Genomic DNA, 14941 nt, shown 5'->3' with positions numbered 1-14941 from the left:
CCCGGCACATTCGCTGCGGTTAATGGTCCTCGCCCTGAGTTGAGCGAAGCCTTGGATAGAGCGCATCGAGCAGCTTGCGACGGCTGAAGATAAGCTGCCAGCGATGCCCGCCGAGCTGCCGCCAGAGGCGCGCCGAGCGGATGCCGGAAAGCAGCAGGGCGCGAATCTTGGCCGCATTGTCCGTCTGCTGCAGGTGGCGCATATCGCCCTGAACCTGGATGCGTTGGCGAAAGGTACTCAAAGTGTCCTGGTATAGCCCGCCGAACGAGGCGACGACGTTCTCGTGGGTGATGCCGAAGTGCTCGACCTGCTGCTGGATCTGGTCCAGGCGGCTGCCGATGACCTGAAGCAGGTCATCGCGTTTGTCCAGCTGGCGCTCCAGGCCAATCATTGCCAGTGCGTAACGCAGCGGTTCTCGCTGCAACGTGCTGCTGTCGCGCTCCAGTGCGCCGACCAGCGCGCGGTAGCCGTCACGCAAGTTGAGGTCGTCACCGCCATAGATTTCCAGCGTGGTTTGCGGATTGCGTGCCAGCAGGCTGCCGAGCAAGCAGCCGAGCGAGGCGTTCGGCACCTGGCCGGTGCGTGCAATGCGATCTACCAGTGTTGCGGCTTCGAACACCGCACCCAGTGCGATCAGCTGCTCGTCCAGGGCCTTCATGGGCGGCCCTCGAACCAAGGCTCGGCCTGTTCGATCACGCCACCCCCCAGGCAGACCTCGCCGTCGTAGAACACGACAGACTGGCCCGGTGTTACCGCCCGTTGTGGTGCTTCGAACACGGCCCGGTAACCCTCGGCCGTCTTTTCCAGCATGCAGGCCTGATCGCTCTGGCGATAACGAACCTTGGCGGTCAGCTTCAGTGGGGTGCTGAGGTCGATGGGGTTCACCCAGTAGATTTCAGATGCCAGCAAGGCGCGGGAAAACAGCCATGGATGATCGTTGCCCTGGCCGACCACCAGCACATTGCGCTGCAGGTCTTTGCTAAGGACGTACCAAGGCTCGTCAGAGGCATCTTTCAAACCGCCTATGCCCAGTCCCTGGCGCTGACCAATGGTGTGGTACATCAGACCATGGTGGCGGCCGATTACGTCGCCATCGACTGTTTCGATATTGCCCGGTTGCGCTGGAAGGTACTGTTTGAGGAAGTCGCTGAAACGCCGCTCACCGATAAAGCAGATGCCGGTGGAATCCTTCTTTTTTGCCGTAGCGAGGCTGTGCTTTTCCGCGATCACGCGGACTGCGGGCTTTTCCAGCTCGCCAACGGGGAACAGCGTCTTGGCCAACTGCTCGCCGCCGACCGCGTGGAGGAAGTAGCTCTGGTCCTTGTTCGGGTCCAGCCCCTTGAGCAATTCGCTGCGGCCGTCACGGTCACGACGACGGACGTAATGGCCTGTGGCGATAAGGTCCGCGCCGAGCATCAGGGCATAATCGAGGAACGCCTTGAACTTGATTTCGCGATTGCAGAGGATATCCGGGTTCGGTGTGCGCCCGGCCTTGTACTCAGCAAGGAAGTGCTCGAAGACGTTGTCCCAGTACTCGGCAGCGAAGTTGGCCGTGTGCAGCTTGATGCCGATCCGATCGCAGACGGCCTGGGCATCGGCCAGATCCTCCCTGGCAGTGCAGTATTCCGTGCCATCGTCTTCTTCCCAGTTCTTCATGAACAGGCCTTCGACCTGGTAGCCCTGCTCGAGCAGCAGGAGGGCCGAAACGGAAGAGTCCACTCCGCCGGACATGCCAACGATTACGCGAGTTTGTTCCGGGGCGGTAAGGGTCGTTACAGGCATAGGAATACGCTGAGGTTTTGCAAGGGGGCGGAATTCTAACAGGCTGCCGCTGGCTGACGAAGCCGTGTTCAGTTGCGAATCACGTCAAGCGAATGCAGGGGGCCGGTCAGGTAATCATCGATGCACCGCGGGACCAGCTCGCTGCGCCAGCGTTCCGGCTGCTCGGCCAGCTCTTTGCGACTCAACCAGCGGGCGGCAACGATACCCTCATCGAGCGTGCGCTGTGGATCATGCTGCAGCGCTTTGGCCGCGAAACACACACGCTGATAGGTCACGCCATTGCTGGGAGCGGTGTACAGGTAAATGCCGATAACGCCGGTGAGCTCGACATCCCAGCCGGTTTCTTCCAGGGTTTCCCGCACGGCAGCCTCGCGCAGATTCTCGTTGGCTTCCAGATGCCCTGCAGGCTGATTGAGAACGAGACGACCAGCCTTGAGTTCTTCCACCAGCAGGAAGCGGCCCTGGTTCTCGACCACGGTTGCGACGGTGATGTGTGGTTGCCAATCCATAGGAGCTGCCTCGTACAAATATTCGAATGATAAGGAGCCCGACCTCAGAAAGCACGAACCCCGGCACTGGGCCGGGGTTCATGGTGACGCTCAGGTCTGGACTCAGGCGTTCAGCGCCGCCAGGGCGGCGTTGAAGGTTGCGCTGGGGCGCATCACCTTGCTGGTCAGTTCCGGGTTGGAGCGGTAGTAGCCGCCGATGTCGACCGGCTTGCCCTGCACAGCCGCCAGCTCAGCGACGATGGCCGCTTCCTGCTCGGTCAGGGTCTTGGCCAGCGGGGTGAAGTGGGCCTTCAGCTCGGCGTCTTCGTCCTGGGCTGCCAAGGCCTGCGCCCAGTACAGTGCCAGGTAGAAGTGGCTACCGCGGTTGTCGATCTGGCCGACTTTGCGTGCCGGGGACTTGTTGTTGTCCAGCAGCTTGCCGGTGGCCTGGTCGAGGGTCTTGCCCAGGATCTTGGCCTTGGTGTTGCCGGTCTTGATTCCGGTTTCTTCCAGAGACACCGCCAGTGCGAGGAACTCGCCCAGGGAATCCCAGCGCAGGTAGTTTTCTTCCACCAGTTGCTGCACGTGCTTCGGCGCCGAACCACCGGCACCTGTTTCGTACATGCCGCCACCAGCCATCAGCGGGACGATGGAAAGCATCTTCGCCGAGGTGCCCAGTTCCATGATCGGGAACAGGTCGGTCAGATAGTCACGCAGCACGTTGCCGGTGACGGAAATGGTATCCTTGCCGCGGATCATGCGCTCCATGCTCAGGCGGATGGCTTCGTTGTAGCCCATGATGCGAATGTCCAGGCCGCTCAGGTCGTGCTCCTGCAGATAGGCTTCGACCTTCTTCTGCAGCTGCATGTCATGGGCGCGCTCCGGATCCAGCCAGAACACGGCTGGGGTGTTGGACTGGCGGGCGCGGGTGACGGCCAGCTTGACCCAGTCGCGGATCGGGGCGTCCTTGGTCTGGCATGCACGCCAGATGTCGCCTTTCTCGACTTCGTGCTGCATCAGCACGGTGCCGTCGGCCAGAACGACGCGCATGGTGCCGTCGGCCTGCATCTCGAAGGTTTTGTCGTGCGAACCGTATTCCTCGGCCTTCTGCGCCATCAGGCCAACGTTCGGCACGCTGCCCATGGTGACTGGGTCGAAGGCGCCGTTGGTTTTGCAGAAATTGATCATTTCCTGGTAGATGCGGGCATAGGTACTCTCCGGCATTACCGCTTTGGTGTCCTTCTGCTTGCCGTCCTTGCCCCACATCTGACCGGAGTTGCGGATCATCGCCGGCATCGAGGCGTCGACGATGACGTCGCTCGGGATGTGCAGGTTGGTGATGCCCTTGACCGAGTCGACCATCGCCATTTCCGGACGATGGGCGTAGACCTCGTGGATGTCGTGCAGAATTTCTTCCTGCTGCGAGACGGGCAGGGACTTGATCTTGTCGTAGACGCTACTGATGCCGTTGTTCGGGTTGACGCCCAGTTCCTTGAACAGATCGCCGTACTTGTCGAACACGTCCTTGTAGTAAACGCTGACCGCATGGCCGAATACGATCGGGTGCGAGATCTTCATCATGGTCGCCTTGACGTGCAGGGACCACATGACGCCGGTTTCCTTGCAGTCCTGCAGGGTTTCCTCGAAGAACGCACGCAGCTTGTTGCAGCTCATGAACATGCCGTCGAGCACTTCGCCTTCCTGCAGGGCGAGCTGCTTCTTGACTTCTACCTTGCCGTCTTTGCCGACGAACTCGATGCGCACGTCACCAGCTTTATCCATGGTGATCGATTGTTCGCTGGAAAAGAAATCGCCGCCGCGCATGTAGTCAGCGTGGGACTGCGATGCCTTGCTCCACTTGCCCATGGAGTGCGGATGCTTGCGAGCGTAGGCCTTGACGGCGGCGGGGGCGCGGCGGTCGGAGTTGCCTTCGCGCAGAACCGGGTTCACTGCACTTCCCAGCACCTTGCTATAACGCGCGCGCGCATCTTTTTCAGCGTCAGTCTGCGGATCTTCCGGGAAGTTGGGAATGTTGTAACCGAGTGCTTGCAGCTCGGCAATGGCTGCTTTGAGCTGCGGCACGGAGGCGCTGATGTTCGGCAGCTTGATGATGTTGGCATCGGGCTGGTTGGTCAGTTCGGCAAGCTTGGCGAGGTCGTCGTCGACTTTCTTGTCAGCGTCCAGCTGGTCGGCGAAGCTCGCAAGAATGCGCCCTGCAAGAGAGATGTCGCGTGTTTCGACGGCTATGTCAGCGGAGGCGGCGAAGGCTTCTACAATTGGAAGAAGCGAATAGGTGGCCAGGGCTGGAGCTTCGTCGGTGAAGGTATAGATGATCTTCGAAGGGGTGGACATTTAGCGTTAACTCTCTTCTTGCTGGGCGTGCACAGGATCCCGAGTGCGCCGGGTAGGCGCCCTGGCTCTTTGTTTGGTGAGCCAGAAGGGGATTAGCCGCGGTGATGATGGATGCACCAATAGAGTGTCGAGCATTTGAACCAGGGAGCTGCGGTAGCAACTCTGAGGTTTCAAGAGGCGGGTCTTGTACAAGACAGGCTCGTCCCTTATGACTTGTTAGTCATCCCAGAAGTATACCATTGAGCCACCCTCTGGCAGAACGGCATTGCGCATACGACGAACGAACATGTAGTTTCAGGCGATTCGAGTGGGTTACCCTCAAACGACGATCGATGTCTAACCACGAAGACGGAGTCCAGCATGGGATACCAAAAGATCCAGGTGCCATCCAGCGGTGACAAAATTACCGTTAATGCCGATAACACCCTGAACGTCCCCGACAATCCGATCATTCCTTATATAGAAGGGGACGGCATCGGCGTCGATATCAGCCCGGTGATGATCAAGGTTGTGGATGCGGCCGTGCAGAAGGCCTATGGCGGGCAGCGCAAGATCGCCTGGATGGAGATCTATGCGGGCGAGAAGGCCACACAGGTCTACGATCAGGACACCTGGTTGCCGAAGGAAACCCTGGAAGCCGTTCGTGATTACGTTGTGTCAATCAAGGGCCCGCTGACGACTCCCGTGGGCGGCGGCATTCGCTCATTGAACGTCGCGCTGCGTCAGGAGCTTGATCTCTATGTCTGTCAGCGTCCGGTTCGCTGGTTCACCGGCGTGCCGAGCCCGGTCAAGAAGCCGCAGGACGTGGATATGGTGATCTTTCGTGAGAACTCCGAAGACATCTACGCCGGCGTCGAATGGAAGGCTGGTTCACCCGAAGCGGAGAAGGTAATCAAGTTCCTTACCGAAGAAATGGGCGTCAAGAAGATTCGCTTCACGGAAAACTGTGGCATCGGCATCAAGCCGGTTTCGCTGGAAGGTACCAAGCGGTTGGTTCGTAAAGCCCTGCAATATGCGGTCGACAATGACCGTAGCTCGGTCACCATCGTGCATAAGGGCAACATCATGAAGTTCACCGAAGGTGCCTTCAAGGAGTGGGGCTATGAGGTGGCTCGCGACGAGTTTGGTGCTGAGCTGCTGGATGGTGGGCCCTGGATGCAGTTCAAGAATCCGAATACCGGCAAGAATATCGTTGTGAAGGACGCCATCGCTGACGCCATGCTGCAACAGATTCTGCTGCGCCCGGCCGAGTACGATGTCATTGCCACGCTCAACCTGAACGGTGACTACTTGTCGGATGCCCTGGCCGCTGAAGTGGGCGGTATTGGTATTGCTCCTGGGGCGAACCTGTCCGACACCGTGGCCATGTTCGAGGCGACCCACGGCACGGCGCCGAAGTACGCTGGTCAGGACAAGGTCAATCCGGGCTCGTTGATTCTGTCTGCCGAGATGATGCTGCGTCACATGGGCTGGGTAGAAGCGGCGGATCTGATCATCAAATCAACCGAAAGCGCGATCGCAGCCAAGACTGTGACCTACGATTTCGAGCGGCTGATGGAAGGCGCTCAGCTGATGTCGTGCTCGCAATTCGGCGATGCAATGATCAGCCATATGTAACGCGAGACCTGACGAAAAAGGCCGATCAGACGATCGGCCTTTTTGTTTGTTTCGTAAATTCAGGCGTCTACGGTAGAAGCACCCTGAGCAGCAGGGGCCGTCGCTTCAGACATGGCCTGCTGCGGCCGGATGTCGGTTGCGTGGAGGCCTTTCGGACCCTGCAGGATATTGAACATGACCGCTTGCCCAGCTTTCAGAGTCCGGTAGCCTTCCATCTGGATGGCTGAGTAGTGGGCGAACAGGTCCTCATCGCCGCCGTCTGCTACGATGAAGCCATAGCCTTTGGCGTTGTTGAACCACTTGACCTTACCGCTTAGCATGCTGTTATCCCTCTGCAAAGGAGTCCATTACTGGAGTAACATCCATTTCATTCCGCGCTTATGCAGCCCGAGGCCTCATGTTGCGCAACCCGTTTGCCCTTATAGGCACATACTGTTTGTATCATCGTTTTGCCGATAGTCAAGGCGACTCGTCAGCTGGCTGCGAAGCTGTCCATATTTATCTGGCCCCGGCGCCACGACCTAGAACCGTTATGCGCATGCATGCATTTGCTCAGATTCGACTAACATTCAATCAGGACCGGCCCTTAGGGGACGAAGACGACGCGTCTGGCCTCGCTGTTCAGGAGGCCAAGCCAGAGTTGAAGGCACCACCGATGTATAAAGTTGTCATGTTTAATGACGACTACACACCGATGGATTTCGTCGTCGAGGTGCTGGAAGGCATTTTCAATCACAGCAGGGAGCAGGCCACCAAGATCATGCTGGCCGTCCATACCGAGGGGCAGGCAGTCTGCGGGCTATATACCCGTGATGTGGCCGAAACCAAAGCGATGCAAGTGAATCAATATGCAAGGGAATGCCAGCACCCGCTGCTTTGTGAGATCGAGAAGGACGGTTAACTCCGATTGCTGGGGAAGAGGTGAAAGCTATGTTGAACCGTGAGCTCGAAGTCACTCTGAATCTGGCTTTCAAAGAGGCACGTACCAAGCGTCATGAGTTCATGACGGTTGAGCACCTCCTGTTGGCCCTACTGGACAATGAAGCGGCTGCAACCGTGTTGCGAGCCTGTGGCGCAAGCCTGGACAAGCTGCGCCATGACTTGCAGGAATTCATTGACTCCACCACACCACTTATCCCGCAGCACGACGAAGAACGTGAAACCCAGCCCACGCTAGGATTCCAGCGCGTCCTTCAGCGGGCGGTATTCCATGTACAGAGCTCCGGCAAGCGCGAGGTGACCGGTGCCAACGTGCTGGTAGCGATCTTCAGCGAGCAGGAGAGCCAGGCAGTATTTCTGCTCAAGCAGCAGAACGTGGCGCGCATCGATGTCGTCAACTATATCGCGCATGGGATTTCCAAGGTTCCGGGCAATGCCGGTAGTCCGGAAAACGATGCAGAAATGCAGGATGAGGAGGGCGGCGAGGCCGGGGCTTCAGGCAATCCGCTTGATGCCTATGCGAGCAATCTGAACGAGCTTGCACGTCAGGGGCGGATCGATCCGCTGGTCGGCCGTGAGCACGAGGTCGAGCGCGTTGCGCAAATCCTCGCGCGCCGACGCAAGAACAATCCGCTTCTCGTCGGCGAAGCCGGCGTCGGCAAGACAGCCATTGCCGAGGGGCTGGCCAAGCGGATCGTGGACAACCAGGTTCCGGACCTGCTGGCCGATAGCGTCGTCTATTCGTTGGATCTTGGGGCGCTGCTAGCTGGTACGAAATACCGGGGTGATTTCGAGAAGCGCTTCAAAGCGCTCCTTGGCGAGCTGCGCAAGCGTCCGCATGCGATTCTCTTCATTGACGAGATCCATACCATCATCGGTGCAGGCGCTGCATCGGGTGGGGTAATGGATGCTTCCAACCTGCTCAAGCCGCTGCTTTCTTCGGGCGAGATTCGCTGCATCGGCTCCACGACGTTCCAGGAATTCCGCGGAATCTTCGAGAAGGATCGCGCGCTGGCACGGCGCTTCCAGAAGGTTGATGTTTCCGAGCCCTCGGTCGAGGACACCATTGGCATTCTGCGCGGCCTGAAGGGCCGTTTCGAGCAGCACCATCATATCGAGTACAGCGATGAAGCGCTTCGCGCGGCCGCAGAGCTGGCATCTCGTTATATCAACGATCGCCATATGCCTGACAAGGCGATTGACGTGATCGATGAGGCTGGCGCGTACCAGCGGCTGCAGCCTGAAGATCAGCGCGTCAAGTGCATCGACGTCGAGCAGGTCGAGGACATCGTTGCGAAGATTGCGCGGATCCCCCCGAAGCACGTCAGCAGCTCGGACAAGGAGCTGTTGCGTAACCTCGAGCGCGACCTGAAGCTCACAGTGTTTGGTCAGGACGACGCGATCGATTCGCTGGCGACAGCCATCAAGCTTTCCCGTGCAGGACTGAAGGCACCGGACAAGCCGGTCGGTTCGTTCCTCTTCGCTGGTCCGACAGGGGTGGGCAAGACCGAAGCTGCGCGCCAGCTGGCACGCGCTCTGGGCGTCGAGCTGATTCGCTTCGACATGTCCGAGTACATGGAGCGCCATACTGTATCCCGGCTTATCGGCGCACCTCCGGGTTATGTCGGGTTCGATCAGGGTGGCCTGCTAACCGAGGCCATCACCAAGCAGCCGCATTGCGTATTGCTGCTGGACGAGATCGAGAAGGCGCACCCGGAGGTCTTCAACCTGCTGCTGCAGGTGATGGATCACGGCACGCTCACCGATAACAACGGACGCAAGGCGGACTTCCGCAATGTGATCATCATCATGACCACTAACGCCGGTGCGGAAACTGCGGCGCGGGCTTCGATTGGCTTTACGCTGCAGGACCACGCGTCGGACGCGATGGAAGTGATCAAGAAGAGCTTTACGCCGGAGTTCCGGAACCGTCTGGATACAATCATTCAGTTCGGTCGCCTGAGCCATGAAGTGATCAAGAGCATCGTCGACAAGTTCCTCATCGAATTGCAGGCGCAGCTCGAAGACAAGCATGTGACCCTGGAGGTGTCGGATGCCGCCCGCAGCTGGTTGGCCGAGCATGGCTACGACGCGCAGATGGGTGCACGGCCAATGGCGCGGCTGATTCAGGACAAGATCAAGCGGCCTTTGGCCGAAGAGATCCTGTTCGGAGAGCTGGCCGAGCATGGCGGAGTGGTGCACATCGATATTCGGGACGGGGAGCCGTTCTTCGAATTCGAGACTTCTGCCGAACTGGCGTAACTGGCAGTGATATCAAATGCCCGGCTTTAGCCGGGCATTTTTGTTTGCCCGCCGCTGCGGCAGGCCAGGTTTATGAGGCAACAAAAAAGCCCGGTCAGAACCGGGCATTTTTTCTCGCAGCTCGCTTAGCGGGCGCGGTAGGTGATGCGACCCTTGCTCAGATCGTAGGGGGTCAGTTCCACGCGAACCTTGTCACCGGTAAGAATCCGGATGTAGTTCTTGCGCATCTTTCCGGAGATGTGCGCAGTAACGACGTGCCCATTTTCCAACTCCACACGAAACATGGTGTTGGGCAGGGTGTCGACGACAGTACCTTCCATTTCGAAGCTGTCTTCTTTCGACATTCAGTAAAGTCCTCGGTGTCCAAATGAGTGACCCGGCGCATGCGTGCGCGGGCAAAAGCGGCAAGCATTGTGCCCGAAATGGGTCGATGAGCCAAGGACTTCAGCTGAGCGTCACCCAGCGTTGATTGACCAGCAGCTCAATTGGACGATATTCAGTCTTGTAATTCATCTTTCGGCAGTTCTTGATCCAGTAGCCGAGATACACGGCTTTCAACCCAAGGCGTGCCGCTTCGCCGATCTGCCAGAGGATCGCATAGCGCCCGAGGCTGCGGCGCTCCTCTTCAGGATCGTAGAAGGTGTAAACCGCCGAGAGCCCATTGGGCAGCACATCGGTGACCGCTACGGCCAACAGCCGCCCGTCCAGCCTGAACTCGTAAAAGCGCGAGAATGGAAGATCCCGTACCAGGAAGGTATTGAACTGCTCGCGGCTGGGCGGATACATATCGCCGTCGGCGTGCCGTTTCTCGATATAGCTCGCATAGAGCTTATAGAGCTCCTCGCTGAATGCAGGCCGAACACAGCGAACCTGCAGGTCAGCGTTGCGCTTGAGGATCCGCTTCTGTTGCCGGCTGAGGGCCGGTGCATCAACCGGGATGCGTGCCGGTATGCACGCCGAGCAGCGCTGACAGTGCGGCCGGTAGAGGTGGTCGCCGCTGCGCCGGAAGCCCATCTCTGAAAGCTCCGCATACACCTGCGCATCCATCGGCTGGCTGGGATCGAGAAACAGGGTAGTGGCCTGTTCATCGGGCAGGTAGCTGCACGCGTGGGGCTGGGTGGCGTAGAACTTGAGGCGAGCCAGTGAAGTCATGGTCAACTCTCAGAAATCATGAGCTCAGTGTAGGTCAGCTTGCGGTAGTCGACTAGGCTCGCCAGTCGGCTGCGCTGGAGCTATCCAGGTGCTCGGCAAGCGCGGCGGCAAAGGTCTCGCGCGAAATGCTGCGGGCACCAAAGCTTTCCAGATGGCGCGTCGGCATCTGACAGTCGATCAGGGCGAAGCCCCATGCGCGCAGCCGTTCTACCAGCGTGACAAAACCGACTTTGGATGCATCGGTGGCGCGACTGAACATCGACTCGCCGAAAAATAGCCTACCGATAGCCAGGCCGTAGAGTCCTCCGACGAGCTGCCCGTCCTGCCAGACCTCCACCGAATGCGCCACGCCCATTTTGTGCAGGTGGATGTAAGCCTGCTGCATCGGTGTGGTGATCCAGGTGCCGTCCGCATAGCTGCGCGGGCCTGCGCAGCCCTGAATCACGTCGCTGAAGGCGTGGTCGAAGGTCACCTGGAAATCGCCCTGGCGCATGCGCTTGCGCAAGCTGCGCGAGACATGCAACTCATTCGGATAGAGCACTGTGCGCGGGTCCGGAGACCACCACAACAGAGGTTGGCCGTCTTGGTACCAAGGGAAGCAGCCATGTCGATAGGCCGCCAGCAGCCGATCGGTGCTCAGATCGCCTCCGGCCGCCAGAAGGCCGTTGGGTTCATGCAGAGCCTTATCGAGAGGAGGGAATTCGAGGTCGTCGCGTTTTAGCCAGGTCAGCATTTCGCCACGCAGTTGCAGATAGGGGAGGGCGGGCCGAAGCCCGCCGAGTGATCAATTGTCGAGGTACTTCTCGGCGTCCAGGGCCGCCATGCAGCCTGCGCCGGCAGAGGTGATCGCCTGGCGATAGACGTGGTCCGCGACATCGCCTGCGGCGAAGACGCCGGGAATGCTGGTGCAAGTGGCATCGCCTTCGCCGCCGCCTCTGATCTTAAGGTAGCCATCCTTCATTTCCAGCTGGCCCTGGAACAGATCGGTGTTCGGCTTGTGACCAATGGCGATGAACACACCGGCGAGATCGAGCTGGTTTTCTTCGCCGGTTAGCGTGCTCTTCAGCCGCACGCCAGTCACGCCACTGGCGTCGCCGAGCACTTCCTCGAGGGTGTGGTTCCAGTGCAGGCGAATGTTGCCGTTGGTCGCCTTGTCCATGATCTTGTCCTGCAGAATCTTCTCCGAGCGCAGCTTGTCGCGGCGGTGGATCAGGTGAACTTCCTTGGCGATGTTGGACAGGTACAGGGCTTCCTCGACCGCGGTGTTGCCGCCGCCGATCACCGCGACGACCTGGTTGCGGTAGAAAAAGCCGTCACAGGTTGCGCAGGCCGATACGCCACGGCCGGCGAATGCTTCTTCCGAAGGCAGGCCGAGGTACTGTGCTGAGGCGCCGGTAGCGATGATCAAAGCGTCGCAGGTGTAGACGCCGCTGTCGCCGCGCAGGGTGAACGGGCGTTGCTGCAACTCTGCGGTATGGATGTGATCGAAGACGATCTCGGTATCGAAGCGCTCGGCGTGTTTCTGCATGCGGACCATCAGGTCGGGACCGGTAAGGCCTTCGACGTCGCCGGGCCAGTTGTCGACTTCGGTGGTGGTGGTCAGCTGGCCGCCGGGCTGGATGCCAGTGATCATCAATGGCTTCAGATTGGCGCGGGCAGCGTATACCGCAGCGGTATAACCGGCCGGGCCCGAGCCGAGGATGATCAGACGCGAATGCTTGACTTCACTCATAAAAAGCCCTCATAAGCCTTTGTTGCAAATAGAGAAGCGTGCTCCAGTCGAGCCGCGCCGGGAAATCGGGCGTTTATGCTACACCGAAGCATTGGCAAAAGCCCAAGCCGCCGCGGAACCCGCATGCCATCGAGTCGACAAACCCGTACAATGCCGGGGTTCTGGCTGACTACGGTTCATCGCGCCGCAGGCGCAGGAAATAAAGCGTTTTGAAGAATTCCTCATCTACCGCGCCGGCAACCGTCTGGCGACAACAATTGCACTATCGCCTCAAGGAAGGCGCGTTGATAGCGCTCGGTGCGCTCTGCGTCTACCTGTGGATGGCACTGCTGACCTACGATCCGGGCGATCCTGGCTGGACACATACGAGCAACATCGATCAGGTTCGCAATGCCGCGGGGCGTGCTGGCGCCTGGTTTGCCGATGTTCTGTTCATGGCGCTGGGCTATTTCGCCTACCTGTTCCCCCTGTTGCTGGGCGTAAAAACCTGGCAGGTCTTCCGCGCTCGACATCAGCCCTGGGTATGGAATGGCTGGCTGTTCTCCTGGCGGCTGATCGGACTGGTATTTCTGGTGCTGTCCGGTTCGGCGTTGGCCTATATCCATTTCCAGGCAGCACCTGGCTTGCCCGCATCTGCCGGCGGCGCGCTTGGCGAAAGCCTCGGCCAGTTGGCCGTGCTGTCCCTCAACGTGCAGGGCAGCACCCTCGCGCTGTTGGCGTTCTTCCTGTTCGGCCTCACGGTGTTCACCGATCTGTCCTGGTTCAAGGTGATGGACATCACCGGCAAGATCACGCTTGATCTGATCGAGCTGATCCAGAGCGTTTTCAGTCGCTGGTGGAGTGCACGGGCCGAGCGCAAGCAGATGGTCGCCCAGCTGCGCGAGGCTGATGACGTGGTGAGCGAGGTAGCTGCGCCCATGGTGCGGGACCGCCGTGAACAGGCCAAGGTCAAGGAGCGCATCATCGAGCGGGATGAAGCCCTGGCCAAGCACATGAGCGAACGGGACAAGCGTGTGGCGCCGGTGATCGCGCCGCCTGCGCCGCCCAAGGCCGCAGAGCCGAGCAAGCGTGTGCTGAAAGAAAAGCAGGCCAATCTGTTCGTCGATCCGCTGATCGAGGGCAGCCTGCCGCCGATTTCTATCCTTGACGCTGCCGAGAAACAGCAGAAGCAGTATTCACCCGAATCCCTGGAAGCGATGTCGCGGCTGCTGGAGATCAAGCTGAAGGAGTTCGGTGTCGAAGTCATTGTCGAGTCGGTTCATCCGGGCCCGGTCATTACTCGTTTCGAAATCCAGCCTGCGGCCGGTGTGAAGGTCAGCCGTATCTCCAACCTCGCCAAGGACCTTGCACGCTCGCTCGCGGTAATCAGCGTTCGCGTGGTCGAGGTTATTCCGGGCAAGACCACCGTAGGCATCGAGATTCCCAACGAGGATCGCCAGATCGTGCGGTTCTCCGAAGTGCTTTCGTCGGCCCCGTACGACGACGCCAAATCCCCGGTGACCCTGGCGCTCGGCCACGATATTGGCGGCAAGCCGGTTATCGCCGACCTGGCGAAGATGCCGCACCTGCTGGTGGCCGGTACCACCGGTTCCGGTAAGTCGGTAGGCGTCAATGCGATGATCCTGTCGATCCTGTTCAAGTCGACGCCGGAAGAGGCGCGGCTGATCATGATCGACCCGAAGATGCTCGAACTGTCGATCTACGAGGGCATCCCGCATTTGCTCTGTCCGGTGGTCACCGACATGAAGGAGGCCGCCAATGCGCTGCGCTGGAGCGTGGCCGAGATGGAGCGGCGCTACAAGCTGATGGCCGCGATGGGCGTGCGCAACCTGGCGGGCTTCAACCGCAAGATCAAGGAAGCCGAAGAGGCCGGCACGCCGCTGCACGATCCGCTGTACAAGCGCGAGTCGATGGATGACGAGCCGCCTTATCTGAAGAGCCTGCCGACCATCGTGGTGGTGGTCGACGAATTTGCCGACATGATGATGATCGTCGGCAAGAAGGTCGAAGAGCTGATCGCCCGCATCGCACAGAAGGCTCGCGCAGCCGGCATCCATCTGATCCTGGCCACCCAGCGTCCGTCGGTGGACGTGATCACCGGTCTGATCAAGGCCAACATTCCGACCCGCATGGCGTTCCAGGTATCCAGCAAGATCGACTCGCGCACCATCCTCGACCAGGGCGGCGCCGAGCAACTGCTTGGGCACGGCGACATGCTCTATCTGCCGCCGGGTACCGGTCTGCCGATCCGGGTACATGGCGCGTTCGTTTCCGATGAGGAAGTGCACCGGGTCGTCGAAGCCTGGAAGGCCCGTGGCGCGCCCGACTACATCGAAGATATTCTGGCCGGCGTCGAAGAGGCGGGCAGCGGCTTCGATGGTGGTAGTGGCGAGGGTAGCGGGGAAGGCAGCGAAGAGGATCCGCTGTACGACGAAGCTGTTCGTTTCGTCACGGAAAGCCGCCGTGCCTCGATTTCTGCTGTGCAACGCAAGCTCAAGATTGGCTACAACCGCGCCGCCCGTATGATCGAAGCCATGGAAATGGCTGGCGTGGTGACATCCATGAACACCAATGGCTCGCGCGAAGTCATCGCGCCGCCGCCTATGCGCGATTGAAT

The 14941-nt window shown here is 59.6% G+C and carries 13 protein-coding genes; 4 read left to right on the top strand and 9 right to left on the bottom strand.

Annotated features, from left to right (window positions below):
• Positions 1–19 precede the first annotated feature (19 nt).
• From hflD to EA798_RS18310, 4 genes are all read right to left on the bottom strand, one after another.
• Entirely contained in the window at positions 20–658 is a 639-nt protein-coding gene (hflD, locus tag EA798_RS18325) for a high frequency lysogenization protein HflD (RefSeq protein WP_122099867.1), read from the bottom strand.
• Positions 655–1782 (bottom strand): tRNA 2-thiouridine(34) synthase MnmA, encoded by a 1128-nt coding sequence (gene mnmA / locus EA798_RS18320; RefSeq protein WP_122099866.1) that lies wholly within the window; start codon positions 1780–1782, stop codon positions 655–657. Before mnmA ends, hflD begins: the two co-directional genes overlap by 4 nt.
• Before the next feature lie 68 nt (positions 1783–1850).
• Positions 1851–2291 carry an NUDIX hydrolase gene (locus tag EA798_RS18315; protein WP_106158566.1) on the bottom strand — a complete coding sequence of 147 codons (441 nt, stop codon included), beginning with the start codon at positions 2289–2291 and terminating at the stop codon, positions 1851–1853.
• A gap of 102 nt (positions 2292–2393) precedes the next feature.
• Complete coding sequence (locus EA798_RS18310; protein WP_106158567.1) at positions 2394–4622, bottom strand: NADP-dependent isocitrate dehydrogenase; 2229 nt, start codon at positions 4620–4622, stop codon at positions 2394–2396.
• 360 nt (positions 4623–4982) lie between these two features.
• On the opposite strand from EA798_RS18310, the gene icd reads away from it, so the two are divergent.
• Positions 4983–6239, top strand: a complete 1257-nt coding sequence (icd, locus tag EA798_RS18305) for an NADP-dependent isocitrate dehydrogenase (RefSeq protein ID WP_106158568.1) — start codon at positions 4983–4985, stop codon at positions 6237–6239.
• Between the two features lie 59 nt (positions 6240–6298).
• Here icd and cspD read toward each other — a convergent pair whose 3' ends face one another.
• Positions 6299–6559, bottom strand: coding sequence for a cold shock domain-containing protein CspD (gene cspD, locus EA798_RS18300; protein WP_106158569.1), 261 nt, complete (start codon positions 6557–6559; stop codon positions 6299–6301).
• A gap of 218 nt (positions 6560–6777) precedes the next feature.
• Between cspD and clpS the strand changes: the two genes are divergently transcribed.
• Entirely contained in the window at positions 6778–7140 is a 363-nt protein-coding gene (gene clpS / locus EA798_RS18295) for an ATP-dependent Clp protease adapter ClpS (protein WP_038665664.1), read from the top strand.
• A gap of 29 nt (positions 7141–7169) precedes the next feature.
• On the top strand, positions 7170–9440 hold the full coding sequence (gene clpA / locus EA798_RS18290; protein WP_106158570.1) for an ATP-dependent Clp protease ATP-binding subunit ClpA: 2271 nt from the start codon (positions 7170–7172) through the stop codon (positions 9438–9440).
• A 125-nt stretch (positions 9441–9565) separates the two neighbouring features.
• On the opposite strand, the gene infA is transcribed toward clpA, so the two are convergent.
• The 4 genes from infA to trxB all read right to left on the bottom strand — a co-directional run bounded on the left by infA (position 9566) and on the right by trxB (position 12324).
• Entirely contained in the window at positions 9566–9784 is a 219-nt protein-coding gene (gene infA, locus EA798_RS18285) for a translation initiation factor IF-1 (protein ID WP_002553999.1), read from the bottom strand.
• 100 nt (positions 9785–9884) lie between these two features.
• On the bottom strand, positions 9885–10592 hold the full coding sequence (locus EA798_RS18280) for an arginyltransferase (protein ID WP_122099865.1): 708 nt from the start codon (positions 10590–10592) through the stop codon (positions 9885–9887).
• Positions 10593–10644: 52 nt separating this feature from the next.
• On the bottom strand, positions 10645–11325 hold the full coding sequence (gene aat / locus EA798_RS18275; RefSeq protein ID WP_122099864.1) for a leucyl/phenylalanyl-tRNA--protein transferase: 681 nt from the start codon (positions 11323–11325) through the stop codon (positions 10645–10647).
• A gap of 51 nt (positions 11326–11376) precedes the next feature.
• Positions 11377–12324, bottom strand: coding sequence for a thioredoxin-disulfide reductase (gene trxB / locus EA798_RS18270; protein WP_122099863.1), 948 nt, complete (start codon positions 12322–12324; stop codon positions 11377–11379).
• Positions 12325–12533: 209 nt separating this feature from the next.
• Here trxB and ftsK point away from each other — a divergent pair, with 209 nt between their 5' ends.
• Positions 12534–14939: a DNA translocase FtsK gene (gene ftsK, locus EA798_RS18265; protein ID WP_162557744.1), complete on the top strand. Its 2406-nt coding sequence runs from the start codon at positions 12534–12536 to the stop codon at positions 14937–14939.
• The last annotated feature ends 2 nt before the right edge of the window (positions 14940–14941 follow it).

This window comes from Pseudomonas songnenensis, from assembly GCF_003696315.1.
Lineage (GTDB): Bacteria > Pseudomonadota > Gammaproteobacteria > Pseudomonadales > Pseudomonadaceae > Stutzerimonas > Stutzerimonas songnenensis.
Note: the sequence above shows the minus strand (reverse complement) of the source record. Positions and strands in the feature narration are given on the sequence as shown.